Origin of the sequence: Streptomyces sp. NBC_01508, from assembly GCF_045040315.1 — a bacterium.
Taxonomy (GTDB): Bacteria; Actinomycetota; Actinomycetes; order Streptomycetales; family Streptomycetaceae; genus Streptomyces.
Genome location: NZ_CP109419.1, coordinates 635,808 through 660,457, shown reverse-complemented (window position 1 = coordinate 660,457; position 24,650 = coordinate 635,808). Strand labels below are relative to the sequence as shown.

The 24,650-nt window shown below is 69.4% G+C and carries 26 protein-coding genes and 1 pseudogene; 15 read left to right on the top strand and 12 right to left on the bottom strand.

Annotated elements, in window-relative coordinates:
• Nucleotides 1-2: 2 nt before the first annotated feature.
• The 4 genes from OG700_RS03035 to OG700_RS03020 form a co-directional block, all read right to left on the bottom strand.
• The gene (locus OG700_RS03035) at nucleotides 3-1,286 is read right to left on the bottom strand and encodes a hypothetical protein (protein ID WP_405608446.1); all 1,284 of its coding nucleotides are present in this window, start codon (nucleotides 1,284-1,286) and stop codon (nucleotides 3-5) included.
• Nucleotides 1,287-1,529: 243 nt separating this feature from the next.
• Complete coding sequence (locus OG700_RS03030; protein WP_405608443.1) at nucleotides 1,530-4,919, bottom strand: hypothetical protein; 3,390 nt, start codon at nucleotides 4,917-4,919, stop codon at nucleotides 1,530-1,532.
• 128 nt (nucleotides 4,920-5,047) lie between these two features.
• Nucleotides 5,048-7,288 carry an ATP-binding cassette domain-containing protein gene (locus OG700_RS03025; protein ID WP_405621392.1) on the bottom strand — a complete coding sequence of 747 codons (2,241 nt, stop codon included), beginning with the start codon at nucleotides 7,286-7,288 and terminating at the stop codon, nucleotides 5,048-5,050.
• Nucleotides 7,289-7,431: 143 nt separating this feature from the next.
• Nucleotides 7,432-8,523 (bottom strand): magnesium and cobalt transport protein CorA, encoded by a 1,092-nt coding sequence (locus OG700_RS03020; protein ID WP_405608440.1) that lies wholly within the window; start codon nucleotides 8,521-8,523, stop codon nucleotides 7,432-7,434.
• Nucleotides 8,524-8,701: 178 nt separating this feature from the next.
• Between OG700_RS03020 and OG700_RS03015 the strand changes: the two genes are divergently transcribed.
• The 6 genes from OG700_RS03015 to OG700_RS02990 all read left to right on the top strand — a co-directional run bounded on the left by OG700_RS03015 (nucleotide 8,702) and on the right by OG700_RS02990 (nucleotide 11,842).
• On the top strand, nucleotides 8,702-9,496 hold the full coding sequence (locus OG700_RS03015; RefSeq protein WP_405608437.1) for a VOC family protein: 795 nt from the start codon (nucleotides 8,702-8,704) through the stop codon (nucleotides 9,494-9,496).
• Nucleotides 9,497-9,687: 191 nt separating this feature from the next.
• Entirely contained in the window at nucleotides 9,688-9,948 is a 261-nt protein-coding gene (locus OG700_RS03010; RefSeq protein ID WP_405608434.1) for a hypothetical protein, read from the top strand.
• Between the two features lie 35 nt (nucleotides 9,949-9,983).
• Entirely contained in the window at nucleotides 9,984-10,376 is a 393-nt protein-coding gene (locus tag OG700_RS03005; protein WP_405608431.1) for a hypothetical protein, read from the top strand.
• Between the two features lie 298 nt (nucleotides 10,377-10,674).
• Nucleotides 10,675-11,172, top strand: a complete 498-nt coding sequence (locus OG700_RS03000; protein WP_405608428.1) for an ATP-binding protein — start codon at nucleotides 10,675-10,677, stop codon at nucleotides 11,170-11,172.
• Nucleotides 11,173-11,293: 121 nt separating this feature from the next.
• Nucleotides 11,294-11,470, top strand: coding sequence for a hypothetical protein (locus OG700_RS02995; protein WP_405608425.1), 177 nt, complete (start codon nucleotides 11,294-11,296; stop codon nucleotides 11,468-11,470).
• On the top strand, nucleotides 11,471-11,842 hold the full coding sequence (locus OG700_RS02990; RefSeq protein WP_405608422.1) for a WhiB family transcriptional regulator: 372 nt from the start codon (nucleotides 11,471-11,473) through the stop codon (nucleotides 11,840-11,842).
• Nucleotides 11,843-11,878: 36 nt separating this feature from the next.
• On the opposite strand, the gene OG700_RS02985 is transcribed toward OG700_RS02990, so the two are convergent.
• Nucleotides 11,879-12,232, bottom strand: a complete 354-nt coding sequence (locus OG700_RS02985; RefSeq protein WP_405608419.1) for a tetratricopeptide repeat protein — start codon at nucleotides 12,230-12,232, stop codon at nucleotides 11,879-11,881.
• A 145-nt stretch (nucleotides 12,233-12,377) separates the two neighbouring features.
• Between OG700_RS02985 and OG700_RS02980 the strand changes: the two genes are divergently transcribed.
• Complete coding sequence (locus OG700_RS02980; RefSeq protein WP_405608416.1) at nucleotides 12,378-13,343, top strand: pirin family protein; 966 nt, start codon at nucleotides 12,378-12,380, stop codon at nucleotides 13,341-13,343.
• 618 nt (nucleotides 13,344-13,961) lie between these two features.
• On the opposite strand, the gene OG700_RS02975 is transcribed toward OG700_RS02980, so the two are convergent.
• Nucleotides 13,962-14,300 carry an SDR family NAD(P)-dependent oxidoreductase gene (locus OG700_RS02975; protein ID WP_405608413.1) on the bottom strand — a complete coding sequence of 113 codons (339 nt, stop codon included), beginning with the start codon at nucleotides 14,298-14,300 and terminating at the stop codon, nucleotides 13,962-13,964.
• Nucleotides 14,301-14,469: 169 nt separating this feature from the next.
• Between OG700_RS02975 and OG700_RS02970 the strand changes: the two genes are divergently transcribed.
• Nucleotides 14,470-14,694 carry an ArsR/SmtB family transcription factor gene (locus tag OG700_RS02970; protein WP_405608410.1) on the top strand — a complete coding sequence of 75 codons (225 nt, stop codon included), beginning with the start codon at nucleotides 14,470-14,472 and terminating at the stop codon, nucleotides 14,692-14,694.
• Between the two features lie 473 nt (nucleotides 14,695-15,167).
• A complete protein-coding gene (locus OG700_RS02965; RefSeq protein WP_405608407.1) occupies nucleotides 15,168-15,821 on the top strand; it encodes a hypothetical protein in 654 nt (217 codons plus the stop codon).
• 1 nt (nucleotide 15,822) lies between these two features.
• Here OG700_RS02965 and OG700_RS02960 read toward each other — a convergent pair whose 3' ends face one another.
• The gene (locus tag OG700_RS02960) at nucleotides 15,823-16,746 is read right to left on the bottom strand and encodes a class I SAM-dependent methyltransferase (RefSeq protein ID WP_405608404.1); all 924 of its coding nucleotides are present in this window, start codon (nucleotides 16,744-16,746) and stop codon (nucleotides 15,823-15,825) included.
• A gap of 337 nt (nucleotides 16,747-17,083) precedes the next feature.
• Here OG700_RS02960 and OG700_RS02955 point away from each other — a divergent pair, with 337 nt between their 5' ends.
• Entirely contained in the window at nucleotides 17,084-17,284 is a 201-nt protein-coding gene (locus OG700_RS02955; RefSeq protein WP_405608401.1) for a hypothetical protein, read from the top strand.
• Nucleotides 17,285-17,454: 170 nt separating this feature from the next.
• Here the strand turns inward: OG700_RS02955 and OG700_RS02950 are convergent, their stop codons facing one another.
• Nucleotides 17,455-18,087 (bottom strand): hypothetical protein, encoded by a 633-nt coding sequence (locus tag OG700_RS02950; RefSeq protein ID WP_405608398.1) that lies wholly within the window; start codon nucleotides 18,085-18,087, stop codon nucleotides 17,455-17,457.
• A gap of 148 nt (nucleotides 18,088-18,235) precedes the next feature.
• Nucleotides 18,236-18,919 (bottom strand): hypothetical protein, encoded by a 684-nt coding sequence (locus OG700_RS02945; RefSeq protein ID WP_405608395.1) that lies wholly within the window; start codon nucleotides 18,917-18,919, stop codon nucleotides 18,236-18,238.
• 44 nt (nucleotides 18,920-18,963) lie between these two features.
• Here OG700_RS02945 and OG700_RS02940 point away from each other — a divergent pair, with 44 nt between their 5' ends.
• Nucleotides 18,964-19,440, top strand: coding sequence for a hypothetical protein (locus tag OG700_RS02940; RefSeq protein WP_405608392.1), 477 nt, complete (start codon nucleotides 18,964-18,966; stop codon nucleotides 19,438-19,440).
• A 23-nt stretch (nucleotides 19,441-19,463) separates the two neighbouring features.
• On the opposite strand, the gene OG700_RS02935 is transcribed toward OG700_RS02940, so the two are convergent.
• Nucleotides 19,464-19,910: a hypothetical protein gene (locus tag OG700_RS02935; RefSeq protein ID WP_405608389.1), complete on the bottom strand. Its 447-nt coding sequence runs from the start codon at nucleotides 19,908-19,910 to the stop codon at nucleotides 19,464-19,466.
• An 86-nt stretch (nucleotides 19,911-19,996) separates the two neighbouring features.
• Here OG700_RS02935 and OG700_RS02930 point away from each other — a divergent pair, with 86 nt between their 5' ends.
• From OG700_RS02930 to OG700_RS02920, 3 genes and pseudogenes are all read left to right on the top strand, one after another.
• Nucleotides 19,997-20,164, top strand: a complete 168-nt coding sequence (locus tag OG700_RS02930; protein WP_405608386.1) for a hypothetical protein — start codon at nucleotides 19,997-19,999, stop codon at nucleotides 20,162-20,164.
• A gap of 118 nt (nucleotides 20,165-20,282) precedes the next feature.
• The gene (locus OG700_RS02925; RefSeq protein ID WP_405608383.1) at nucleotides 20,283-21,779 is read left to right on the top strand and encodes an IS110 family transposase; all 1,497 of its coding nucleotides are present in this window, start codon (nucleotides 20,283-20,285) and stop codon (nucleotides 21,777-21,779) included.
• A gap of 16 nt (nucleotides 21,780-21,795) precedes the next feature.
• Nucleotides 21,796-22,023, top strand: a pseudogene (locus OG700_RS02920) (transposase family protein); the annotation flags it as partial.
• Between the two features lie 20 nt (nucleotides 22,024-22,043).
• On the opposite strand, the gene OG700_RS02915 reads toward OG700_RS02920, so the two are convergent.
• Nucleotides 22,044-22,559: a hypothetical protein gene (locus tag OG700_RS02915; RefSeq protein WP_405608380.1), complete on the bottom strand. Its 516-nt coding sequence runs from the start codon at nucleotides 22,557-22,559 to the stop codon at nucleotides 22,044-22,046.
• Between the two features lie 266 nt (nucleotides 22,560-22,825).
• On the opposite strand from OG700_RS02915, the gene OG700_RS02910 reads away from it, so the two are divergent.
• Nucleotides 22,826-23,044: a cold-shock protein gene (locus OG700_RS02910; RefSeq protein WP_405608377.1), complete on the top strand. Its 219-nt coding sequence runs from the start codon at nucleotides 22,826-22,828 to the stop codon at nucleotides 23,042-23,044.
• Nucleotides 23,045-23,194: 150 nt separating this feature from the next.
• Here OG700_RS02910 and OG700_RS02905 read toward each other — a convergent pair whose 3' ends face one another.
• Nucleotides 23,195-24,529 carry a peptide ligase PGM1-related protein gene (locus OG700_RS02905; RefSeq protein WP_405608374.1) on the bottom strand — a complete coding sequence of 445 codons (1,335 nt, stop codon included), beginning with the start codon at nucleotides 24,527-24,529 and terminating at the stop codon, nucleotides 23,195-23,197.
• Between the last annotated feature and the right edge of the window lie 121 nt (nucleotides 24,530-24,650).

Below are 24,650 nucleotides of genomic sequence, written 5' to 3'. Positions count from 1 at the left end.
CCTCATGCCGCCGCCCGCCTCTCGATGTCGTGCAGCGCGGGCGGCAGCGGTACGGGGTCGGTCGTCGGCGGGTACGCGGGCTGGCCCAGGCCCAGCAGCCGGTACATCAGCCGGCGCATGTTCCGGTTGAAGGCGCCCGGCTCGGAGCTGAGCCGGGCACCGATCCGCGCGTACTCCTCACGCGGATACTGCGCCGCCGCGTAGTCGAGCTGCTCGTCGAGCCGACGGGACGGCGAGAGCGCCGGAGTGGCGAGCGCCATGGCGACGCCGGGGGAGACCGGGTTGGCGTCGCGATGCGGATAGCGGGTCAGCAGGATGGGCGCGTCGGTCATGGTGGCGTACAGGGTGACCGAACCGTAGTCGCCGATCACCGAATCGGCGGCGACCAGCGGCGCCCGCCAGTCCACGTCCGGCGGCAGGACGATCACACCCGCGCGTCGGCAGTCGGCGAGCCATGAGTGGATCTGCCAATGACCGTACGTGCTCCACACATTGGGGTGCACGAGCAGCGCCGCCCGGTACCGCCGGTCGGGCAGCTCGGTCAGTAATCGCGGTAACAGCGCGTCCAGTTGGTTGAACGACGACCGGCGGCCCCAGGTCGAGGCGGCGAGCACCAGATGGTCGTCCGTTCGCAGGCCCAGCGCAGCCCGGTAGCGCTCGCGCAGGGGCAGACTCGCCGCGATCCGGTCGTAGCCGGGATCACCCACCACCTGGGCCACCGGCAGCGCCTGCGGGCACCACCGTTCGAGGGCGGTGAGATCGTCACGGTGCGGCAGGGCGACCGCACGAGGAACGACGACACCGTTCCAGGTCAGATAGCCGGGACCGGTGATGCCGGCGGGTCCTCGGACACCGCCCGTCACACTCCGGACGTCGGAGCCGCCCGAGCCGTCACCGCCGTGGGTGCGGTCGGGCACGCGCTCCAGGGACATGTGCCCCGCGCCGTGCGAGATCCTGACGAGCGGTCCCCGCACCTGCTCCATTCCCTGCGATCCGGCGGCCAGCACCAGGTCGAACTCCGTGTGGACGGCCTCCCGCCAGGGCAGCACCGTCGCGCCCAGGCCCCGCAGGAACCGCGCCGCACCCTCGTTGAACGCGTGCGGGGCGACGGTGAACACCACCTCGATCCGCAGATCGGATTCGAGCAGCGGCAGCAGGTCGTTCAGCCGCCTGCCGTACACCTCCGTGTGTACGAGGACCAGCACCCTCTTCTGGCCGGGCAGCGTCCGCCACTGGCCGCCGCTCGCTTTGCGCGTCGCCTCCGTTGCCTCCGTCGCCCGGTTCATGGCGACTTCCCTACCGTCTCCGACATTCCCGACTGACATGACTCCCCCGTGAACTTGATCCCTTGCGCACGGGTCCCGATCGGATCCCGTGCAGAAGAGGCCATGCCCGAGGGGCGCGTCGGAAGTCTTGCGGGAGGCTTGACGAAAGCTTGCAGTGCAGGCAAGCCGGGCCGCCCGCGCCCCGCGTACCGCCTTACGGAAGCGAACCGCGCGTACAACCGCCAGCGGCCAACCGCCCTCGGCTCACCCCGCCCGGAAGAGCACCACCCCCAGCGCCGCGTCCCGCACGTCCGCCGACGCGTGCCCCCGAAGCCCGCGCAGGGCGGTGCGCCACTCGGCGGGCCAGCCGAGCCGGCTGCCCGTGCCGGCCACCAGGGCGACGGCCAGGAGCCCGGTGGCGTGGTCGCCGGTGGCGGCCAGCCGGGTAGCTGCGGTCAGGACCGTCGCCGGGTCGGCGGGCAGCCTGCGGCGGCTGAACCGGCTGCGCAGTTGGCTCGCCGTGGCCGCCGCCAGCGCGGGGCGGCCCTCCGCGCTGGCCGCCAAGTCCCCGAGCCGACCGGTGAGTTCGGCAAGGCCGGCATCCAGGTCCACCAGGGCGCGCAGAAGCCCGGCGCGGGCCTCGGCGAGTGACGGCTCGTCGGCGAGCAGCGCCGCCACGGCCTCCAGCACCGGATCGCTCTCGCGGCCCGGCTGCCCCGGCAGCGCCCGCAGCAGCGCGAGCGCTCGCTGCCGGGCCGGGAGGTCCCGGTCGTCCGGCGCGTCGGGCTCGCCCGCGGCGATCGCCGGGAGCAACGCCACCAGCGCGTCGTGCAGGGGACTTCCCGGCGCCGCACCGCCGACGGGATGCGGCAGACCGGAGACGGCCAGTCGCCCGATCGCCGGCACGACGGCCCGTACGGCGGCGCGTGTCCCGGCCCCCTCGCCGAGGTCGGTGGCCCGCTCGCACAGCCCCTCCACCACGTCGGGGGCGTAGCGCGCCCACGTGGGCAGGACATGCAGCCCGGCCGTCGCCGCCTCCGGGTCCGCCGCCCGGCACACGTCGCCCACCAGGCGGGCGTACCGGGACCGGTGGAACTCCGGCAAGGATTCGGCCGAGGGCCGAACGACCGCCTGGAGCACCTGCGGTGGGCCTTCGACGGCCGCCGCGAGCAGCGACCAGGTCCGCTCCTCGGAGAGCAGTTCGGTCGAGAAGGCCACGACCGTCGCCTGTACGTCGGGGTGTTGGGACGGCGCGGCGAAGGCAGTGGCGAGCAGTGCCGCGGCGCGGGGGAGTGGCAGGAGGGTGGCCGCCAGCCGTACCGCCTCCTTGCGGCTCGTCACCTTCACCCCCTCGTCGGCGGTGAGCACCGCGCCCAACTGCTCGGCGAGTCGCGACGGCGCGGCGAAGCGCGCGGCGCGGGTCGCGGCGTACACGGCGGCCCGTGCGCGGTCGTCCCCGACGTGGGCGAGCAGCGAAGCGAGCGCGTCCTGCGGCTGGTCCGCCCACGCGAGCGCGGCCAACGCGGCCTCGGCCAGCACCACTTCGGGGGAGTCGGCGTACCGCAGGGCGAGCGCGCGCCCGTGCTCCGAGATCGCCGCGGCGGCCCGGATCGCCTCGGCGCGACTGTGCAGCGGCTGCGACTCGTCGCCGGCCACCGCGGCGGCCAAGGAGCCGGCCGCCGCCTGCTGGCGCGGCAACCATCGCGCGGCGCGGCGGAGTTCGGGCAGCGGCCGTCGCGTGCCGCGCCTGAGGAAGCGGCCGTACGGCGGCGGCCCGCAGAGCAGCACGTCCAGCAGATCGGTACGACGCTCCGTCAGAATCCTTGCGACGGGCGTGAGTACGGCCGCGGACGGTTCGAGCTCCAGAATCCTGGCCACCCGCTCGTCCCGGCCCGAAGGCGGCTCCAGCCAGTACCCCACCGCCGTCTCGAACGCGAAGTCGCCGCCGTACTTCAGGGCCTCTTCGAGCAACCCCTGGAGGACCGGCATCCGATGGGCCCGCCTGCCGAGCGAACCGGTCAGTGTGAACAGCAGTCGGTAGTCGGCCTTGTTCATCGCCGCGTCCAGCCACGGGCGCAGCGCGTCGAGCACCTGATGCTCCTGGCCGCGCCGCAGCGTACGGTCGAGTGCGCCGAGACGCCCCATACCGACATGGCCGGCAATCCGTTCCAGCGCGCCGAACGACCAGGTCAGCAGGGCCTGTTCACCGTCCGCCGCGTTCTCCCGCAGCAGGCCGGTCGCCAGTTTCCGGACTGCCTCTCTCGTGGTGTGGGAGATATCCCGCGCCTCCAGGGCATCCTGGAGGATCCGGTCCAGCGCCGGCAGGGAATCGGCCGTGAACAGGTCGGGGCGCACATCGGCGAGCGCGCCGAGGGCCGCGCGGCGCACCGGATCCTGTTCGTTGCGCAGTCGCGGCAGCTCGACCAGTGCCTCGTGCACGGCCGTGCGGTCACGTGTGCGGGCGGCGTTGGCCACCAGCAGTTGCCAGGCACGTGCCCGGTCGCCCGCGTCCGGGCGGCGGGTGCCGGCGAGCAGTTCGGCGCGTGCCTCGGCGACGGGGCCGTACGCGATCAGCTCCAGGATCTCGTACCAGGAACCGCCCGTCTCGCGGCGCCGGGCCGCCCACCGGCGGGCCTCCGCCCAGCGGCGTTCGCGCGGCAGCAGGGCGAGCACCGGCAGCAGGTCGCCCGCTTCCTTGCTCTCGATCCCGGCCGTCGCCAGGTCGAGGAAGTCGCTCCGGCGGTGCGGCGGCAGCGCCTTGAGCAGCGCGGCGAAGTGCGGGCGGCCGATCCAGTAGCGGCCGAGCGCGGGCAGCGAGGGAGGGTCGGCCCACCCGATCCGCCGCAGGGCGGACGCCGACGGAATCTGCGAGTACGGCTGGACGGCCCCGTCCGACGGGAGCAGCAGCCGTACGGTGCGCTCCGGGTCGGCAGCCACGAGTTCGTTGAACCGCGCGAGCAGAGCGGGGGGCAGTGCGTCGAATCGGTGCCGCTCCAGCATCGCCAGCACCCGTTCGGCGCGGGCGGGGACGGCCGCGGCCACGCCCTCCGCGTACCGGTGCCAGATGGCATGCCGCTCGGGGCGCGGGCGGTCCGCGAGGTCCCGTTCGGCGTGGTCGAGCACCTGGTCGGGGAAGTTGAGCCCGAGCCTGGTCCAGGACTCGACGGCGTAGGCGAGTTCGGGCAGCACCGCCGCCACGAACTCCGCCGAACAGACCGGCAGCAGCTTGGCCGCCGGGTGGTCGCCCCACCGCTCGCGCACTTGCGGGACCAGCCGCTCGGCCAGCGCCGTACGCCCGCTCGCCAGCACGACCTCGCCGAGGCGCTGCCGGATGTCGGCCGACGCGTCCTCGTACGCCGCCTCGATCGCCGCGTCCGGGACCGGCAGCGTGCGGGCGGCCCGCATCGCGTACGCCCGGACCACCGGGTCCCGGTCGGTCAGCGCCTCGGCCAGGAAGTCCGTGTGCCGCCCGACCAGTGCGGCGAACACGGCGAGCCGTCGCTCATAGGTGCCGCGCCGCGCCAACTCGGCCACCAGGGCAGGCAGTTCGTCGGTGGGGTGCAGTGAGCGGGCGCTGTGGGCGAGGTGCTTGAGGCGCTCCGGGTACGACAGTGGTTCGAGTGCGACAAGCAGACGGTCGACCGTAAGTGACATGACCGCGATTGTGCCGGGGAGGGGCGCCGCGAGCCCAGCGGATATCGGCGGAGGCGCCTGCCCCGCGCCGCCGGGCTCGCGCCGGGGTGGCGGCCCCTCCCGCCGCCCCTCCCCGTACAGCCTCCGGACTACGCGTCCGTACCGACGTACTCCCGCAGATGCCGCGCCGTGACCGTGTCCGAGTGCGCCACCAGATCGGCCGGCGTACCCGTGAACACGACCTCCCCGCCGTCGTGCCCACCGCCCGGTCCCAGGTCGATCAGCCAGTCCGCGTGGGCCATCACCGCCTGGTGGTGCTCGATGACGATCACCGTGTTGCCCGCGTCCACCAGCCGGTCGAGCAGCGCGAGCAGCTTGTCCACGTCCGCCATGTGCAGCCCGGTCGTCGGCTCGTCCAGGATGTAGATGGACGACTTCTCCGCCATCTGGATCGCCAGCTTCAGCCGCTGCCGCTCACCGCCCGACAGGGTGTTCAGCGGCTGGCCGAGCCGCAGATAGCTCAACCCCACGTCGTCGAGCCGGCCGAGGATCGCGTGCGCCTGCCCGGTGGGGAAGTAGTCGTACGCCTCCGCGACCGACATGGAGAGCACCTCGCTGATGTTCTTGCCGTTCAGCCGGTAGGTGAGCACCTCCGGGGTGAACCGCTTCCCCTCGCACTGCTCGCAGACCGACGCGACACCGGCCATCATCGCGAGGTCGGTGTAAACGAGCCCGATCCCGTTGCAGTTGGGGCAGGCTCCCTCCGAATTCGCGCTGAACAGCGCCGCCTTGACACCGTTGGCCTTGGCGAAGGCCGTCCGGATGGGACCCAACACCCCGGTGTACGTGGCCGGGTTGCTGCGCCGCGAGCCCCGGATCGCCGACTGGTCGGCGACCGCCACACCGTCCCTGTTGGAGAGGTAGCCGTGGATCAGTGAGGACTTGCCCGACCCCGCGACGCCGGTGATCACGCTCAGCACACCGGTCGGGATGTCGACACTCACGTTCTTCAGGTTGTGCAGATCGGCGCCCTCGACCGACAGCTGTCCGTTCGGTACGCGCACCGACTCCCGCAGCCGCGCCCGGTGTTCGAGATGCCGCCCGGTCAGCGTGCCCGAGGTGCGCAGCCCCGCCACGTCGCCGGTGTAGCAGATCTGCCCGCCCGCCGTACCGGCGCCGGGACCCAGATCCACCACATGGTCGGCGATCGCGATGACCTCGGGCTTGTGCTCGACCACCAGCACCGTGTTGCCCTTGTCGCGCAGCCGCAGCAGCAGGTCGTTCATCCGCCGGATGTCGTGCGGGTGCAGCCCGATCGTCGGCTCGTCGAAGATGTACGTGGCGTCGGTGAGGCTGGAGCCGAGATGCCGCACCATCTTCACGCGCTGCGCCTCGCCGCCGGAGAGCGAGGACGAGACACGGTCCAGACTCAGATAGCCGAGCCCGATCTCGACCAGCGACTCCAGCAGGTCCCGCAGATTGCCGAGCAGCGGTGCCACTGCCGGGTCCTCGATCTTCCGTACGTACTCGGCCAGATCGCTGATCTGCATCGCCGAACACTCCGCGATGTTCACGCCGTTGACCTTCGAGGACAACGCGGCGGTGCTCAGCCGGCTGCCGCCGCAGGACGGGCACTCGGCGAAGACCACGGCCCGGTCGACGAACGCCTTGACGGGAGCCTGCATCGCATCCCGGTCCTTGACCAGAATCGTCCGGTTGACCTTGGTGATGAGCCCTTCGTACGTCATGTTGTTGGAGCCGACCTTGACCTTGGTCGCGGTCTTGTGGAGGAAGACCTCCCACTCCTCGGGCGTGAAGTCCTTCAGCTTCTTGTCCGGGTCGTAGAAGCCCGAGGCGGCCATGATCTGCCAGTACCAGGCGTCCACGTTGAAGCCGGGGACGGTGATCGCGCCCTCGTTCAGGGAGAGTTCACGGTTCACGAGCTGGTCGATGTCGATCTTCGACACCTGACCGATCCCCTCGCACTCGGCGCACATGCCCTCGGCGGCGTTGAAGCTGAAGGCGGACGAGGTCCCGATGTGCGGGGTGCCGAGCCGGCTGAAGATGATCCGCAGCATGGTGTACGCGTCGGTCGCCGTGCCCACCGTGGAACGGGAGTTGGCGCCCATCCGCTCCTGGTCGACCACGATCGCGGCGCTCAGATTGTGCAGCGAGTCGACGTCGGGGCGGCCCATGCTCGGCATGAAGCCCTGGATGAAGGCGCTGTACGTCTCGTTGATCAGGCGCTGCGACTCGGCGGCGACGGTGCCGAAGACGAGCGAGGACTTGCCGGATCCCGAGACGCCGGTGAAGACCGTGAGCCGGCGTTTGGGGATGTCGAGCGAGACCTCCCGCAGGTTGTTCTCGCGGGCCCCGCGGACCTGGATCACATGGTGACTGTCGGCGGCTGGGATGTTCACGGACTGCTCCCCTTGATTCTCGGCGAGCCGCTAGCGTACATCGTACCCAATGGGAGTCGTACATATTTTCGAGTCTCGGTCCGCAAGTGCCCCCTCCGGCCGACTGCGAGCCGCTACAGCCAGCCGTTGCGGCGGAAGCTCCGGTGCAGGGCGTAACAGGCCGTGGCCATGAGCGCGACGATCGACGGATAGCCGTACGTCCACCCCAGGCCGGGCATGCGCTCGAAGTTCATCCCGTAGATACCGCAGACCATGGTGGGCACGGCGATGATCGCGGCCCACGCGGTGATCTTGCGCATGTCCTCGTTCTGCGCGACGGTCACCTGCGCGAGATGGGCCTGGAGGATCGAGTCCAGCAGGTTGTCGAAGGCGGCGATCTGGTCGGTGAGCCGGGCCAGATGATCCGCGACGTCGCGGAAGTACGGCCGTACGCCGGCAGTGACACCCGGCAACGTCCGATTGGCCAGCATGTCGAGCGGCCGGTCCAGCGGAGCCACGGCCCGCTTCAGCTCCAGCAACTCCCGCTTGAGCTGGTAGATACGCCCGGCGTCACCCCGGCCGGCCCGGCCCGCCGATTCGTTGAAGACGCCGTTCTCGACATGGTCGATGTCGTCCTGGACGGCGTCGGCGACGGCCAGGCAGTCGTCCACCACCTGGTCCGCGATCGCGTGCAGAACGGACGACGTCCCCATGGCCAGCCGCTCGGGCGCGGCCTCCAGCCGCTCCCGGAGGGGGCCGAGCGAGCCGTGCCTGCCATGCCGGATCGTGATCACGAAGTCCTGCCCCGTGAAGACCATCAACTCGCCCGTGTCCACCACTTCGCTGGTGGCGGTGAGTTCTTCGTGCTCGACGTAGCGGCAGGTCTTGAAGACCGCGAACAGCACCCCGTCGTACTGCTCGACCTTCGGCCGCTGATGCGCGTGGACCGAGTCCTCGACAGCCAGCGGATGGAGCCCCAACAACTCGGCGAGCCCCTTGAACTCGGACGCTTCCGGCTCGTGCAGACCGATCCAGACGAAGCCCCTGCCGGACCTCCGGACCCGCCGTACGGCTTCTTCGGCCGGGCAGTCGCCCGGCTGCCGTATGCCGTCCTCGTAGACCACGCAGTTCACGACCGCGCTGCCGAGCGGCGACCGGGCCGGATGGCTGAGGTCGACGGTGCTGCGATAGACGCGCCGCACCGCCCGGCGGAGACGACGGATCATGGGCACCAGGGCTCCGTTTCGAAGGATCGGCGGCCAGTCTGCCACCACCGGAGGGGCGCCGTCCCCGGGCCCCGGTTCCGGGCGACATGCGGGCCGCGTGCTGTGCTGGCACAGTCGTCAGGGAGCGGAGGGGAACGCGGGGGCATCCACTGGCACGACCGGAGTGAGGCGAGCGGTCATGGCACCGAGGCATCCTGTGTTCGGGGCGCCGTGCTGGGCGAGCCTGCTGGCCCGCGACCTCGCGGACACGCAGGACTTCTACGGTGCCGTGCTCGGCTGGACCTTCCGCCCGGCCAAGCTCGGCGACCAGTTCGTGGTGGCCGAGACCGACGGCGTACCGGTCGCGAGCATCGGCGCGCTGGCCCCCACCCTCCAGGTGGCCGTGGCCTGGACGCCGTACTTCGTCGTGAGCGACGTGGACGCGACCGCCTCCCGCATCAGGGAGCGCAGCGCCACGGTCGCCGTGGGGCCGCTGGCCTTCGAGATGGGGCGGGCGGCGCTCGCCGCCGACCGGGACGGTGCCGTCTTCGGGTTCTGGGAGGGCGAGCCGCTGCCGGACGCCTCACCCAAGCTCGGCGGACCCGCGTTCCGGCTGGAACTGCGGACCTACGACGCGATTGCGTCGGCGATCTTCTACGGCGAGGTGCTGGACTGGGCCGACGACGGACTCGGCGGCGGCATCGACGTCAGCTACGAGAAGGACCACGTCGTGCTGCGTACGGGGCGTGGCTCCGGGCACGTCGTGGCGCGAATAGGCAGCGGCGGCATCGAGGCGGCGACCAACCCGCATCTGCGGCCGCGCTGGCACGTGTCGTTCGCCGTGGACGGGGTGAAGGCGGTCAGGGCGGCGGCCGAGACCGCCGAGTCGATGGGCGGCGCCGTGGTCGCGGCGCGGGACGCCGGGTACGAGGACGGGGAACAGGTGACGCTGCGCGACCCCGACGGCGGGCTCTTCACCCTGACGGACCGCTGACGGACCGCTGACGGACCGCCGGTGACGGCCGGTCGGTGACCGGTGACCGGTGACCCGCGTGAGAGCGGGTACGCGGCTCGGCGGGGCGAACACCCCGGCCGACGGGCGGCGCGGCGACTACGGACCAGCTACGGGATCAGCGCCGGATCAGCGACGACCTGTCGACACCGTGCGGCGACGAAGGGAATCACGTGAACCACCGACATCCGGACGACACCGAGGGCAACGGCGCGGCCGTCCCGAGGGACCTGCCCGACCAGCACGCCGGCCCCGGACACGATCCGCTGGACGTGGACGTCGAGGGCCTCGGCACGTCCGACGACCCGGACGACCCCGACGCGCCCGACCACGCGGTGCCCGACCCGGACGAGGCCGGCGCCGGCCGGCGCGGCAACCCCCGACCGGGCGGGACGCATCCCGAACAGCCCGTCCCCGACGAGCCGTCAGGCTGACCGGCCCGGCGCCCACCCCCAGCGGAGGAACCACGGTGAACAGCACGCAAGAGCCCACGGCGGCCCACGGCGCCGACACGGAAGTGACGGTGGAGATCAGCGGCTGCGAGACGGAGGACGCGCACGCCGTGTTCGGCGCGCTGCGCACCGTCTTCGCCTCCGACCGCGCGTCCGACGACCGACCGCGGGAGGTGGCGGGCGCCCGCCCGACGGTATGGAGCTCGACCTTCGACGTGTCGGAGGTACGGGAGCGGGCCCGCCCGACCCGGCTGAGCGAACCGGTGACCGCGGACGTCCAGGGCGGCTACTGGGCGGTCGCGAGACTGCGGGAGGAACTGACCGCGGCGTTCGCCGTGCAGGTGTTGGGCACGGCCGCGGGGGACCAGGAACAGGAGGTCCAGCTGCGGCTGGCCACCCGCCGTTCCTGAGCGGTGGCCGCGGCTTGAGGGTGTACGCGGATCCGGCCGCTCGTCCCTACCGCATCCGCCGGACCGCCCGACCGGCCACAGACCCGCTCCGACCTGCGCGTATCGCGCACCACCGCTCCCGGACACCGACCCGCACCGTGTCCGGGAGCAGCCGCGAGCAGCCGAGAAGTTGCGCATTCGGCTCCGTCGGGTCAATCTTTTCAGTGACCCAGAAGTGGCTAATGCTCACGCTTCGTATTCGGGGGTCGTTGCAACAACGAGGTGAAGTACGTGGGCCTCTGTGTGAGGAGCCTCGACCATGACGATTCCACTCGCCCGTTACTACGTGGTGGAATTGCACGCCTCTCCGGAGCGCGTATCGCAGATTCGGCGCATCGTCGCCGCACACCTTCGACACTGGAATCTCGACTCGCACGTCGACCCGGTCTGCTCCGGCATCGACGAACTGCTGACCAACGTCCACCGTCATGTCGGTGGGGACAGCAAGTGCATGGTCGAGATCCGCTGGACCGGCCGCTATCTCACGGCCGCCGTCTCGGACAACGGTCCTGAGCTGCCCCGGCTGCCGTCGGCCGGTGGCGGCGGACTCGCCCGCCTCGCCTCACTCAGCGACAGCTGGGGCACGTGCGGCACGGCGGAGGGCAAGGTCGTCTGGTTCACCCGGAGCGTCGAGGCCCCGCAGAACGTCCTGCGGCTGCCCGTCGTCCCGGTGGGCGGGACCGACGCCGCGGCGCAGGAGCCGGTTCCGGCCCTGACCCGGGTCCCGGCGTTCGTACCGTCGCTGGCCTCGGCCTGACGCGTGCGCCGTACGCAACCGTAACCCCGGTCCGCGCTTTTCGGCCGGGGGACGACGGGTACGCGCTCCGGTGAGAGCCCGCGCCCGGGTGGCGCGGGGACAGGCGAACAAGGAGTCGGAGATGGGAACGGACCGAGGCCCGCGGCCAGTTCGCGGCCGATCGGCCGAGCGCGAGGGGCAGCTGCGTACATGCCTGCCGGCCCGCGTCACGATCCACGAACGCGAGGCGAGAGACGACGGCCCCGCACAGCAGGAGACGGTGGATCAGGAGTGGAACGTGGTACGGGGAGAGGACTGAATGACCGCGCGGACGCACATCGATCAGACCGGAACGACGGACGAGGCCCGGACGGGCTCGGGCGCCGACGCGTGGGAATGGCTGCGGGACGCGGCCTGCGTGGGCGCCGATCCCGAACTGTTCTTCCCGGTGGGGGATTCCGACCCCGCCACCGAGCAGGTGCGGCGCGCCAAGACGGTGTGCCACAGCTGCCCGGTGGAGAGCCGGTGCCTTGACTGGGCGCTCAACACCGGCCGTACGTCCGGAGTCTGGGGCGGTACGGACGAGGAGGAACGCCGCCGGCTGCGCCGCAACGGCCGGCGCAGGGTCCCCGCGCCCCGCGCCAGGCAGGCATCGGGACCGGGCGGCACGCGCCGCCCCCGTACCCACTGATGCCTGTCGGCGCGGCGCGTCGGGGTCGTTCGACGGTCACGCGCTGTCGGGGAACTCTCCCGCCAGCGCGGCGGCCATCCGCAGCTGCGGTCCGGCTTCGGCCGCCCGCCCCTGCCGCTCCAGCGTGCGGCCCAGCATGAGGCGCGCGTACTGCTCGACGGGGTCACGCTCCAGTACGGCGAGCAGTTGCGTCTCGGCCTTCCGCAGCCGCGCGGAGTGGTAGTAGGCGCGGGCGAGCAGCAGCCGCGGCGCGACCAGGTCAGGCGTCTCCGCCACGAGCCCTTCGAGGATGCGGGCCGCCGCGACGTACTCCTGGGCGTCGAAGAACTGCTGAGCGCGTACCCAGCGCTCGGCGGCGGTTCCGAAGTCGTAGTACGTGCTGGTGTTCACTCGCCCTCCCGTTCGTTGTCGCGTACACCCGCCCACAACACCGGAGGGTGGCCGAACATTCCGATGGTTGAAAGTTCGACTACCTGCTCGACTGTTATCGCGTGGATGCTGCTCTCGGGTGCCCGACGGGATTAGGTTGTGCGACATGAGCAATCTTGATCGCCAGGCGACGCTCTCCGTCTGCGGCGGCCGTGGCTTCGTCGTCGCCGAGCCGGTACGCGAACTCCTCAGCCCCCGCCACGTCAAGCTCGGCGAGTCCACCGAAGTGCGCCGACTGCTGCCCAACCTCGGGCGCCGCATGGTCGGCGCATGGGCCTTCGTCGACCACTACGGCCCCGACGACATCGCCGACGAGCCCGGCATGCAGGTGCCGCCCCATCCGCACATGGGACTCCAGACGGTCAGCTGGCTCCACGACGGCGAGGTCCTGCACCGCGACAGCCTGGGCAGCCTCCAGACCGTACGCCCACGGGAACTGGGCCTCATGACCTCGGGCCGCGCGATCAGCCACTCCGAGGAGAGCCCCCGCCCGCACGCCCGGCTGCTGCACGGCGCCCAACTGTGGGTCGCGCTCCCCGACGCCCGCCGCGACGTGGACCCGCACTTCCAGCACCACGCGGACCTCCCCGTGGTCACGGCCCCGGGCCTGACGGCCACCGTCATCCTCGGCACCCTGGACGGCACCACCTCACCGGGCACGACGTACACCCCCCTGGTCGGCGCCGACCTGACACTCGCCCCGGGCACCGACGCGCGCCTGCCCCTCGACCCCGACTTCGAGTACGCGGTACTGGCGATGTCGGGCGAGTCGGAGATCGACGGCGTCCCCGTCCCGGCGGGCTCGATGCTCTACCTCGGCTGCGGCCGTACGGAACTCCCGATCCGCACGGACACGGCGGCCGGCCTGATGCTGCTGGGCGGCGAGCCGTTCGAGGAGGAGATCGTCATGTGGTGGAACTTCATCGGGCGTTCACACGAGGAAATTGAAGTGGCGCGCAAGGACTGGATGGAGGGTCCCCGCTTCGGTGAGGTGACGGGTTACGACGGCACCCGCCTCCCCGCCCCGGAACTCCCGCCGGTAGCCCTGAAACCACGTGGCCGGGTGCGCTGACCTGGCCTGATTGATCCTGCGGCGGCATGCCGCGTGGCCTTCGCTGAGCCCCCTCACCGGACCGACGAGGGGGCTCAGTTGTGCCTGCTGGTGGTGTTCCCTTGGAGTGGGTGGCGGTTGCAGGTGTTGGCACCTGTGACCAGGTCTAATCAAACACTTGCTGACCCTTTGCTGACCTTACTGGCGAGTAATCAGATTTCTGTCACCGAGATGCTGATCAGGCTGGGTGTCGTACGGTCGTTGGTGCGATGCCGGACGAGTTCGCGTTGACAGCCGTGCCGATAGCCTGCTTAGTCATACACGGGGAGGGTGTGCCGCCCAAACCGCACGCGGGAAGCGAATCGTGAATAGCGCCGGTATTTCCTGCCGAGTCGGCGGTGGTCGAGCGGAACTTTTACCTGTTTTCGATGACGCGCCACGTGGAGTGCGTTGCCATCCTTGAACCCATCGCAAAGTCCTCCTGACCTGGGGTTTTGTGAGTGCGCATTATGTGCACTGTGGGAGTTACGAGCGATATCTTAACGCTGAAATGACGCTCGTGACGCTCATTTGACGCTCGTTCTGATGGGTCGTCAGGCTGCTTTCCGGCCAGGTTAGGCTCTGCGAGTCGGCGGGACATCAAGCCAGGCTGCCGGTCGCGGTGGCCTGAGCCGGCGGCATCGCGGCGAACACCCCGGCGTTGTTGACCAGGACGTCGATACGAGCCCACCGGTCGAAGGCGGCTTGGACAATCGCCTCAGGGGCGTCGTCCTGGATGACATCGATAGGAAACGACTCGATGGCGGGATGCTGTGCGGCGCTCCCCGCGAGGGCGTCCGGTCGGCGGCCGACCCCCAGAACGTGAGCACCCGCGGTGGCGAACGCGGCCGCGGTGGCGCGTCCGATCCCCGATCCCGCTCCGGTCACGATCACGACCTGGTCGGCGAAGTGACTGTTCGTCGGCTCTGGTGCGGGCACGGCAACCCCAATGTTCGATGTTCGTCGATTATCGAATGAAGGTGGCATGGGGGTATGAGAGATCCACAGCACCCCGACCCGAGCGAGATCACGCTCCCCCGCGTGCTGGCCGCGCTCAGTGACCCGATCCGGCTCGGGCTCGTGCGGCTGCTGGCTGACGGTCAGGAGCGTGGCTGGGGGGGAACTGCGGGCACCAGTCGCCAAATCCACCTTGAGCCACCACCTCGAAGTCCTGCGGGACGCGGGCGTCACCCAGACCCGCCAGGAAGGCACCCGCTGCTTCGTCCAACTGCGCCGCACAGACCTCGACACCCGCTTCCCGCAGCTGATGGCGGCCCTGCTCTCCGTGGCGGCCGCCGACGACATCGGCGGAGACGTCACTGCGGCCAGATGAGGCCCGCCACGGTAATGCCGTTGCCACCGAACCCGACCTCAAGTCAACCCCCGAAGGACTTCCGGAGCCGACCACTAAGAACTTGGGCTGGCACAGCGTTGTGCCCGGTACCAACCGTCGGCCGGTACCAACCGTCGGCCGGTACCGGCCTGGACGATCTCGCAGTCCACGTGCAGCACTGCCATGTTGCTGCCGTCCAGGGCGCAGCCCTTCGGATGCGGCGGTCGATCACCTCGATGCCTCCGTCCGGGCCGTGCCACGTGTGTGACCACTCGGTCGTCTCCTGCCCGCCGGGCGGCAGGAACGCTCGGCGACACAGCAGAAGGCCATCATCCCGCCGGGGACCAGGGAGTTGGCCAGGGCCGCCACGAACGCGTCGTGCGGCGACGCTCCGCCGCGCACCCTAAGACTCATAGTGATCATTCTGATACTTTCTGTGATGAATTCGCCCGCTCACTGGAGGTACCCCGTATATGAACCGCTCCTTCATCCGCTCCGCCGTCGTTGGCGCGGTCGGTATTCTGTGCCTCGCGGCGCAGCCCGCGACCGCCTATGCCCCCTCCTACGACCGGGGTGACTACGAAGTGGTCGCCGAGAGCATCAGGATCTACGGCATCAGCACCAAGATCGACCGGGGGCAGCAGTGCGCCGAGATCTACGGGAAGGTGACGGTCAGCCGGGGCAACAAGTCGATCACACTCTTCCAAGCCGAGCCGCGCAACTACAAGCAAGCGTGCGAGGACTCGACACCCCTGAGCGTGGGATCGCCGAACGCGCTGCTGCGCGGCACAACGGAGAAGAAGCTGGTCCAGGCGTTCAGCGGCGACAAGGCGAAGGACGAACCGTTCGTCTTCTCCGTGAACCTGTGGGAACTCGACGGCCCCCACCACGCGGAGCCTCTCGTCAACCGGCAGAAGGTGAAGGTCTGGCCCGCCCGAGAGGGAGTCATGACCGAACTGGTCTCCTTCCAGCGGGACAACGAAGCCCTCGTGAGCGTCAACTACACACTCCGGCCCGACACGACCCGGGCGTGCGCAGAAGCCAAGAAGAAGCTGGGCGGAGGCGCGGGCTACACATGCGACCAGGCCATCGGCATCGTCGCAATCGGGGAAATCCCGATGTTCTGAGCTAAGACCTCGGTCCGGCACAGCGATTTGCCCGGTACCAGCAGCATGGCTCGCCGAGCATGCCCAGATCACCGATGCGGTCGATGCGGTCCCGGTGGTAGGGCGACCAGTCGGCGACCGGGCCGGCGTTGTCCAGTTCCAGTCCTGCGGCGGCGAACTGGCGGACCAGCAGGGCGTCGGGAACGATCAGTTTGCGGTAGGAGTGGGCGGCGACCACCGGACGGCCGGTGGTCGCCTGGAGGATCTCGCAGTCCACGTGCAGCACCGCCATTCCACTGCCCTCCACCGGCTCAATCCGGCGGGTGCGGCGGTCGATGACCTCGATGTCGCCGGCCGGGCCGTGCCACATCTGTGACCACTCGGTCGTCTCCTGCCCGCCGGGCGGCAGGTAGCGGTCGGCGGCATAGTCGAAGAGCAGCATCCCGCCGGGGGCCAGGGACTTGGCCAGGGCCGCCACGAACGCCTGGTGGCCGGCCGGGTCGGTGATGTCGCCGAGGCTGTTCCCTCCGAGAAACGCCAGATCCACTCCGCCCCGGGGAAGCACGGGGGCGGCGGCGCGGATGTCGCCGTGGTGCACCGAGAGGTGTTGGCGCAGCTCCGTCGGGACGTTGCGGGCCAGCCCGGCGAGCAGGCTCGGCAGTGACAGGTCCACCGCGACCACCTGTCCGGCGCCCTGCTTGAGGAACGCTGCCGCGTGGCGCAGGGTGCCGCAGCAGGGCAGGTACACGATCTGGGGCAGCGGCCGGCCGTAGACCTGGGCTGCGGCTACGACATCCGCCCGGCTCAGGGCGGTGTCGAAGTGGATCTCTCCGGCGAGGCGCATGAGCGGTTCGTTGTCGTAGTGAGCACGCACCATGTCGGCCAGGTCCGCCTCGGCGGTCCCGGCCGCAGCGAGGGTGTGCACCCGCACTGGCGGAGAATCCACGGATCGCCTCCCGGGGGCCGGTATCATCCCTGCCCACCCCTTCGAGGGGCCACACGGCACCTTCCGGCCGTTGAAGGCGGTACGCCGGCCGGTACGTTGGCCGACGGTACGGTCCCGCTACGACCGGCTGAGTTCGATCTTTCCCCGCCTTGGCCCTCGCTCCCGCCGATCGCGGACGGGCCGACCGTCCTGCTCGTCCGCGATCTATCTACGGGTAGGCGGCAACGAAGCGGGACCCTTCGGCCCTTGAGGAGGATCGGAACGACCAGTAGCGACAACTGGCCGATCTTGATTCCGGTTCGATGACTCGCCCTGTTTCCGCTGTTCACTGGTCTGGGTGGTCGACGCGTGGCCGGCGATCGAGAAGGTCGTGCCCCCCGAGCAGCTCGCCGAGGCCCTGGCCGTCTTCGGAGCGCTCCTGGTGGCGCTGGCCAAGGTCAGTGCTGTCCCGTCTCATTTGATCTTTCTCGTGAGCAACGCTGCGACCTGGGCGGATGCAACGGCAGGTGAGACGAGTTCGGGCCGGAGTCTCAGGTGACGTTGCCTCTCAGGTGCACTTCGGTGCGGTTGTCTCACTTTGCGCTGTCGGTCAGTTGTCGGCGGAACAGTCGAAGTGCCCAGCTGGCTACACGCGGACATGCTCACCGTGGCGCGCACGATGACTGTGCCAGGCTCGGTCTGCGTTGGCTGGCGGATCTGGGCCCGCTGTTACTGCTCGGCCGGTAGGACCGGTGCGGGCAGGTCGAGGACCCGGGCGAGGGCGGCGGTGACGGAAGCATAGTGGCCGGGCAGGTGCTGATGGACCCAGTCGGCGGCCAGCGCGAGGAAGTCAGCCAGATCACGCTCGGCACCAGCGAGCAGGTGGCGGAGTTCAACGACGGACACTTCGATCACCGGGCTGTCGCTCTGCTCAGCGTTGACCGTGAGCCGCACGATGCCGCCGAAGCGCTCCGCAACCGGTGACACGGGGTCGTGGCCGAAGCCGAGCAGGCCGCCGCCGTCGACGAGCCGGTGCCAGTCGCGCCAGTCCTCCAGCCCGTCGCAGCAGCCGGGTAGGAACGTGATGCCGGTGGAGTCATCGGTGACCCGCAGGCCGCCGGCTGCGAAGAGGTTCTCGAAGGTCAGCAGTCCGTGAAGGAAGGAATCGAGCGGGTCGGAGCGTCGGGGCGGGCGGTCGCCGTCGGGGTCGATGTCATTGCATCCGGCGATGCGCATCATCGCCGTTCCTACCTCGGCGGGCGAGAGCTCGCCGCTGAGGGGCAGGAAGCTGAACGGCACCACCTCGGCGACAGGCCAGAGGTCGAAGCCGTCAGGGGTGTTGATCTCCAGAACGGGCTGCATCACGAACACCTGGCGAAGTGTCCCGCATCCCCCGTCCGTGACGCCTCCCGATTACCCAAGCATCCTCGCCTCTGCCGAGCCTGAACCAGCACGGGAGCTGAGCACCTTCGGTTGTGCCGCCCTGGGCAGATACAGGTGTACGCCGACATCAGTCGTAGAGTGCCGTGCGCTGGCGCCAGGCAGCTTGCCGACAGCGGTGTGAGCAGTAGACGGCGTCTTGGCGTCGGTCGTTGCCGCTCGTCCAGGTGGCGCCGCAGGCTGGACACTCCACCTTCTGCATGGAGGACGAGGGATCGCTGAGTGCGCGTTGGTGCTGTTCGAGCCTCCAGTTGCGTGATCTGCATGCGGTTGAGCAGAACCGTGTCCTCGAATTTCGGGCCATCAACTGGCTGCCGCAGCTGGCGCAACGGGTCCGGTCGTCAGAGGCGAGCATGGCGGCCCGGCGGGGAAGTTCGTCCAGCCTCTTTGATTTGTCCGCTCGGGGCTCGTCCGGCTTCGGCCACGGGTGGTCGGGCAGGGTGCGGTAGTAGCGTTCCTCCTCGATCCAGCGGACGAGTGGGTCAGCAGCTCCGGCGCCTTCGTAGCGGTAACCGGGGGCGACTCGGTCAAGGACTTCCTTGATGAACCGGCGGAAGTCGCCGGTGTTGCCAGTGAAGGGCAGGCTCCGGAGCGTTGGCGAGGCCAGAAGGCCGGCAAGGGCGACGATGCTGGGGTAACCGCTGGCGGTGAGTCGGGGGTCGTCGCGGTAGTGGGACCATCCGGGGGCGCTGAGGGATTGTGCCCTGCCGTCGGGCGGTGGTGGAACCTGCGGCCATTCCACCAGTGTGAGCACCAGTCGGTCGCCTCGCGCATGGCGATCTCCACGGTCTGCCACCCGTGTTGACGGACCAGGCGGTGGTGGTCGTGTTGTGCCTGGCTGACCTCGGGAAGCGGGCGGATGTCGATCTGCTGGCCGTGGGTGTCAGTCCAGCGCCCGTGGCGGAGACAGAGCCGGGTACTTTGGGGAATCCAGCACCGGGCTTCGGTGAAGACGCCCTTGCTGGCAAGGCAGAGTGTGCAGGCGGCCTGGAGCCGCCAGCTGCGGTCGAGCGGCTGGCATGCCGCGGGCAGATGTCGAGCGAGATCCGGGGTCCGCAGGTCGGGCAGGGCTTTCAGAAGCCGGTCGCGAGGATGGCCGGACAGGCTGCTGATGGCGTCCAGCAGGGGCAGTGGAGCGGGGTGGATTCGATGCCGGCTGTTGATGTGTTCGTGGAGTTCGAGGTGGGCGATTCGATTCGCCAGGGCGAGCCGATTGACGTAGGAGCCCCAGCTTTCATGGTGCAACGGGGCGACGGTGTGTGGGAGGCGCCGTAGGTGCGGTGGCGGCAGGTGCCGGATCATGCCGCGTCGTCGGCCTCATCGTCCTCCTCGCCGACGGGGCCGGGGCTGTCGGACTGGGTGTTGTGGTCGACCGGGACGGACTCCAGCAGACGACGGGTGATCCGTTCGCTGCCGTCGGCGATCGCGCTGATGGCGCCCGCGCGGACGAGGTGGGACAGGCTGCTGATGCTGCCGCCGGTGCGGGCGTGGAGATACTTCGCCAGCCGGACCAGGCTGCCGGGCTCGTGCTGGTGCAGCCGCAGGGAGCCCTCCATCGCCGCGATCATCGAGCGCCATTCGGCCTGGTAGGGGAAGTTCCCCGTGTACTTCATCACGCATCTGGCCGCGATCTGCTTGCCGCGGACCCCGGTGAAGAGGCCCTCGCGTTCAACGTTGATGCCGGCGTAGATGAACGTGGCCGGGATGTGCTCGTTATCTTGAGCCCGTACGAGCGTCTCCTTCATGTGTGTGAAGCACTCTGAAGTTGCCCCAACTTCCTTCGTGGATGCGGTTATCTGCCGCCGTCCAACACGGAAGGGGTGGATGCGCGATGCGCGTACAGAGGGTGCTGGCACCCGGGTCGGCGACGGAGTCGTGGACGCTGCTGGGGGATGATCTGCGGCCGGTCGATCCAGTCGAGTCGTTCCTGGCCTACCTGACGGCGATTGAACGGTCGCCGAACACCGTCAAGGCGTACGCCCACGACCTGAAGGACTGAGCCTTTTTCAACCCGACCGCGATGCCGCGCTGTTGGGGGTCAACGGGCTGTACGTAACGACGAAGCTCCTGGTAGGCGGGTCTCGACCAAGATCACCCGTGTTCGCCAGGAGCTTCTCGTGCTCGTCTACCCATCCTCGATCGATCTGTCCAGCAGCACCCTGCGGTACCTGACCGAGCAGCTCGCAGTACGGCAACGGGAGATCGGTACGCGGTGGCGGCGACTGCCCGCCAGCCGTCAAGCCCTGCTCGCCCTGGCCCACCTGCGGTGCGGAGACACCTACGCCCAGCTTGCCGCCGGCTTCGGAATCGGCATCGCGACTGTCTACCGCTACATTCGCGAGGCCATCGAAGTCCTGGCTGCTCTCGCACCGACCCTGGCCGAGGCGATGGAGACCGCCCGGACGAAGGCATTCGTGATTCTGGACGGCACCCTGCTGCCGATCGACCGGATTGCCGCCGACGGCCCGTACAACTCGGGCAAACACAAACGGCACGGCATGAACGCGCAGGTCCTCACCGACCCGTTCGGTCGCCTGCTCTGGGCATCCCCGGCCCTGCCCGGCTCCACCCACGACCTGACGGCCGCACGGACGCACGAGATCGCCGACGCGCTCGCCGCCGCGGACCCGCTGGGACGTCCACTCGGCGACCGAGAGTTTCCCACGACCACCCAGGGATACCGCGCCCTGTTGATGTGGCTCATCACGTTCGGCCACGTACAAGTGGTGGGTGTGGAGTGCACCGGCTCCTACGGCGCCGGACTGACGACGGTGCTGAGCGCGGCCGACCTGACGGTGGTCGAGGTCAACGCCCCCGACCGGGGCACCCGACACACCCGCGGCAAATCCGACCCGATCGATGCCTATGCCGCCGCCCGCGCAGCAGCCTCAGGACGAGCCACGGCCATCCCCAAGTCCCACACCGGCACGGTGGAAGCCCTTCGCCAGCTGCGTGTGGCCCGCGCGTCCGCGATCAAGGCCAGAACCCAGGCGATCAACCAACTCATCGGCCTGCGGGTAACCGCTCCCGAGCCTCTGCGCGCGTCGCTCACAGGGCTCACCCGCACCACCCTGGTCAACCGCTGCCTTCGGCTGCGGCCAGGAGCTGACCTCACCTGTCCCACGGAGGCCGCCCGCTACGCACTGCGGCAACTGGCACGCCGCATCCGCATGCTCACCGAGGAGATCGACGAGGTCACTGAACGCCTGACAATGCTCACCACGTCCGCCGGTCCTGAGCTCGTCGCACTATTTGGCGTGGGTACAGAGACCGCCGGTCAGCTCCTGGTCACGGCCGGCGACAACCCCGAACGGCTGCGCACTGAAGCCGCGTTCGCCGCTCTATGCGGCGCCGCTCCAGTTCCGGCTTCCTCCGGACGCACCGACCGACATCGACTCAGCCGAGGCGGAGACCGCCAGGCCAACCGCGCCCTCCACATGATCGCGGTAGTGCGGATGCGCTACTGCCCCCGCACTCGCGCCTACGTTGCGCGCCGCACCCAGCAGGGACTCTCCAAGAAGGACATCATCCGTTGCCTCAAACGCTTCATAGCCCGCGAGGTCTACCACGCGCTCACCCGCACCCACAACGGCAGCACCGCTCCGTCGACTTGACTTCTATAGGAGCATCAAGGCGTACCAAGGCGCCGGCCGACAGATCCGCGTCCCCTTCCGTGGCCGCCGGCTCAAGCGATGGAAGCGACGACACAACAGCAGCCACGCCAAGATCCGGTGCGTCGGCGAGCAGGCCATGGCCGTCCTGAAAGGCTGGCGCCTACCGCGGAAGCTCCGCTGCAGCACCAACCGGATCACCGACATTGTGAAGGCCGTCCTCGTCCTTCACCACGCCTCAACTTGAGGTTGGAAAAGGCTCACTGGCTATTTCGCAAAGGTCCACTCGCGGGTGTTGGGCGGCAGGACATCGGCGTAGCCGACGTAACCGGCGTCGAAGAGGCGTTCATTCCATCCCATTTTGCCCACGTAGGCCCAGGGAGTGGGCTCCCGCAGCCGGGCGAACTTCGTCAGGGTGGTGGACTTGCTGCCCTCACCGATACCGACCGCCCACCACAGTCGGCTGTACTCGACGCCCTTGGCCGCGCAGACCTCGTTCTTTCCGTCCGGCGAGACCACGAGAGGCCATCCGTCGTGCTGGCCGCCGACACAGCTGATCGTGAAGTAGACCGCGTGGCTGTCGTAGGTGAGCTCCTGGGCCCGGAAGTGGTTGGTCCAGTCCTTCCCTGCGTGCTCGTTGTGCCAGCCTTCGAGGTGGTTGTTGCCGGGCTTGACCCACATCGACCAGGCCGCCTTCGACTGGCCGGTGGGGATCTCGATCCGGAACTTGTCGGCGAGGGTGAGATCGACCTTCTCGTGCTCGACCTCCCACCCGAGGGACACTCCGCTGCGAAGCGCATCAGGAGATCCCGTGCTGAAGAGCGACGGATGACGAACCGGCGCCATCCCAAGAGCACGTGATGGCCACCCTTCGGGGAGAGACAGCCGTCGGGATGGGCTGCTCGGAGGTAGCGCATCGCCGTGAGGAGGAGATTCCGAAGAGCCGGATCAGGTGTACCGGATCGTCTGTGTGCTTGGCCTCGTCGAGGGCGGTCCGTGCGCCGTGTGCCGACTTGGAGACCGATGCGTGCGAGCGGTCTGCTGACGGCTTGGGGACGGACGCGGGGGTGGGTGTCGTCGGCGGAGGTCCGCGCGGTGACGAGCAGGTGCGGGTTGGTGCGGGTTGGTACCCGGACGACGGCGGTGCGGAGGTGTTCGTGCACCACACGTCGGTCACCGCTTCCGGGTTCCGCAATCTGGATGAGGGCCAGGCAGTCGAGTCCGACGTGACCAACGGGCCCAAGGACCTCGGACCTCAGCGGGGGTGATGTGCGTGACCAGTGATCAGACGACGAGTGGAGTCCGCCCTCCCTGGCGGGGGAGCAGGCTCCGTCGCCCACGCAGCTGCCGCCAGCGGATCCGCGGGTGTACGCGGACCGCGCCCTCTAAGAACGTCTGGATCGCCTGTGCCCAGGTGGCTACTGCGACAAAGTCAACTGCTGTGCGAGGTAGTGCAGTTCTCGCATGAGCGATGCCGATTGAGCGCGGCTTCGGCCAATACAGAGGGCGCCGAACTTCCCGAACTCCGTGACGGGGCTCATCATGTGCAGTACCACGCCGGTCTTCCGTACCGGGTCGAAGTTGATCGGTGAACCGGTGACGGCCTTGATGAGCTGGGCCGGGCGCAGCCCCTTATAGCGCTGGTCCATGATGGCGTCCGATGCCTCATAGACGCGCTCGGTGTTGTTCACGAAGAGACGCCCGTCCACAGTGGGTTCTGTGCCGAGAAGGCCCAGGGCCATGGTGAAGGGGTGTTTGGTCGCTGTGGCACGGAGATTGATCTCGCAGCCGAGCAGGCGCCACCCGGTCCCTGATCGCGCGGCGAGGAAGTCCACGCCGTAGTCCCCGCCGTTGACTCCGCGTTCCACCAGTACCTCGCCCACCCGCAGCCCGTACTCGATGGTCAGCCGCCGGTAGTCGGCGTGGGCCGGGAAGGTACAGCCGTGGTAGCTCTGGCCGTTGGCACCGAGGACCTGGTCGTGGGTGGACACGGCTTCCACGGTGCCACTGTCGGTCAAACGCCCCTGGAAGCTCGGGCTGGGCAGTGGGTCATCCGTGATCATCTCCTCGGCGATCGCCCCGGAGTGCTTCATCAGGGTGACGTAGTCGTCCCAGGTGATCTTGGGGTCCATCAGGGACGAATGAGGTAGCGCCCGGCAGACCTGTTCCTCGACGCTGTCATCGGGCGCCGAGGTGATCCCGTCCTCCAGGTCGAGCAGAGCGTTGCCCAGGCCCCCGCCGTACGCGGTGCTGTTGAGCTTCAACACCAGTTGGTGTTTCCCGGCCCTGACCAGTCTGGCCACCTCGGCCGCGAGTGCCGCGGTGTCATGGCACACGCTGCTGCCCGCCGGTACCGGAATGCCCGCAGCGGCAAAGATCTGGCGGCCGGCGTGTTTGGTTCCCAGCGGGATGTGAGAGGCGGAAGGCTGAGTGCCAGGCACCTCCAGGTCGCGGGCCAGCTGTTCCAGCGGTTGGGAAGGCTCGAAATAGCTCAGCCGCACATCTGCGCCGGTGCGCCGGTGCGTTTCCACGAAGTCCCGCAGCGCCTCCCGCGCACAGGCTGACCGCGTGCTGACGGGATCGAGAACCTTACTGCTCAGCCAACGGGGGGAGACATCATCAAGGTGCACGATGCGGACCAGGTCGCGCTTCCGCCGCAGCTCGCCGGCACCGGACTCGTGAGCGCCGCCCGACAGGAGGCCCAGGTAGTAGTCCACCTGCTGGTCGGCGTCGATCAGGCCCGGGGCTGTCACGTACAGCAGGTGACCGTCGCGACGGCACACTGTGTTGACGATCGCGGGCCCCAGCAGCCGTTCGGGAAAGTACGTCGCGCCGGTCAGCCGCTCCAGCAGTTGTGGGCTGCACTCACGGCTC

Bases quoted from the DNA above. Each gene is read 5' to 3' on its own strand.
- OG700_RS03035 (WP_405608446.1), bottom strand. From the start codon at position 1,286: ATGAACCGGGCGACGGAGGCAACGGAGGCGACGCGCAAAGCGAGCGGC.
- OG700_RS03030 (WP_405608443.1), bottom strand. From the start codon at position 4,919: ATGTCACTTACGGTCGACCGTCTGCTTGTCGCACTCGAACCACTGTCG.
- OG700_RS03020 (WP_405608440.1), bottom strand. From the start codon at position 8,523: ATGATCCGTCGTCTCCGCCGGGCGGTGCGGCGCGTCTATCGCAGCACC.
- OG700_RS03015 (WP_405608437.1), top strand. From the start codon at position 8,702: ATGGCACCGAGGCATCCTGTGTTCGGGGCGCCGTGCTGGGCGAGCCTG.
- OG700_RS03000 (WP_405608428.1), top strand. From the start codon at position 10,675: ATGACGATTCCACTCGCCCGTTACTACGTGGTGGAATTGCACGCCTCT.
- OG700_RS02995 (WP_405608425.1), top strand. From the start codon at position 11,294: ATGGGAACGGACCGAGGCCCGCGGCCAGTTCGCGGCCGATCGGCCGAG.
- OG700_RS02990 (WP_405608422.1), top strand. From the start codon at position 11,471: ATGACCGCGCGGACGCACATCGATCAGACCGGAACGACGGACGAGGCC.
- OG700_RS02980 (WP_405608416.1), top strand. From the start codon at position 12,378: ATGAGCAATCTTGATCGCCAGGCGACGCTCTCCGTCTGCGGCGGCCGT.
- OG700_RS02965 (WP_405608407.1), top strand. From the start codon at position 15,168: ATGAACCGCTCCTTCATCCGCTCCGCCGTCGTTGGCGCGGTCGGTATT.
- OG700_RS02950 (WP_405608398.1), bottom strand. From the start codon at position 18,087: ATGCAGCCCGTTCTGGAGATCAACACCCCTGACGGCTTCGACCTCTGG.
- OG700_RS02935 (WP_405608389.1), bottom strand. From the start codon at position 19,910: ATGAAGGAGACGCTCGTACGGGCTCAAGATAACGAGCACATCCCGGCC.
- OG700_RS02930 (WP_405608386.1), top strand. From the start codon at position 19,997: ATGCGCGTACAGAGGGTGCTGGCACCCGGGTCGGCGACGGAGTCGTGG.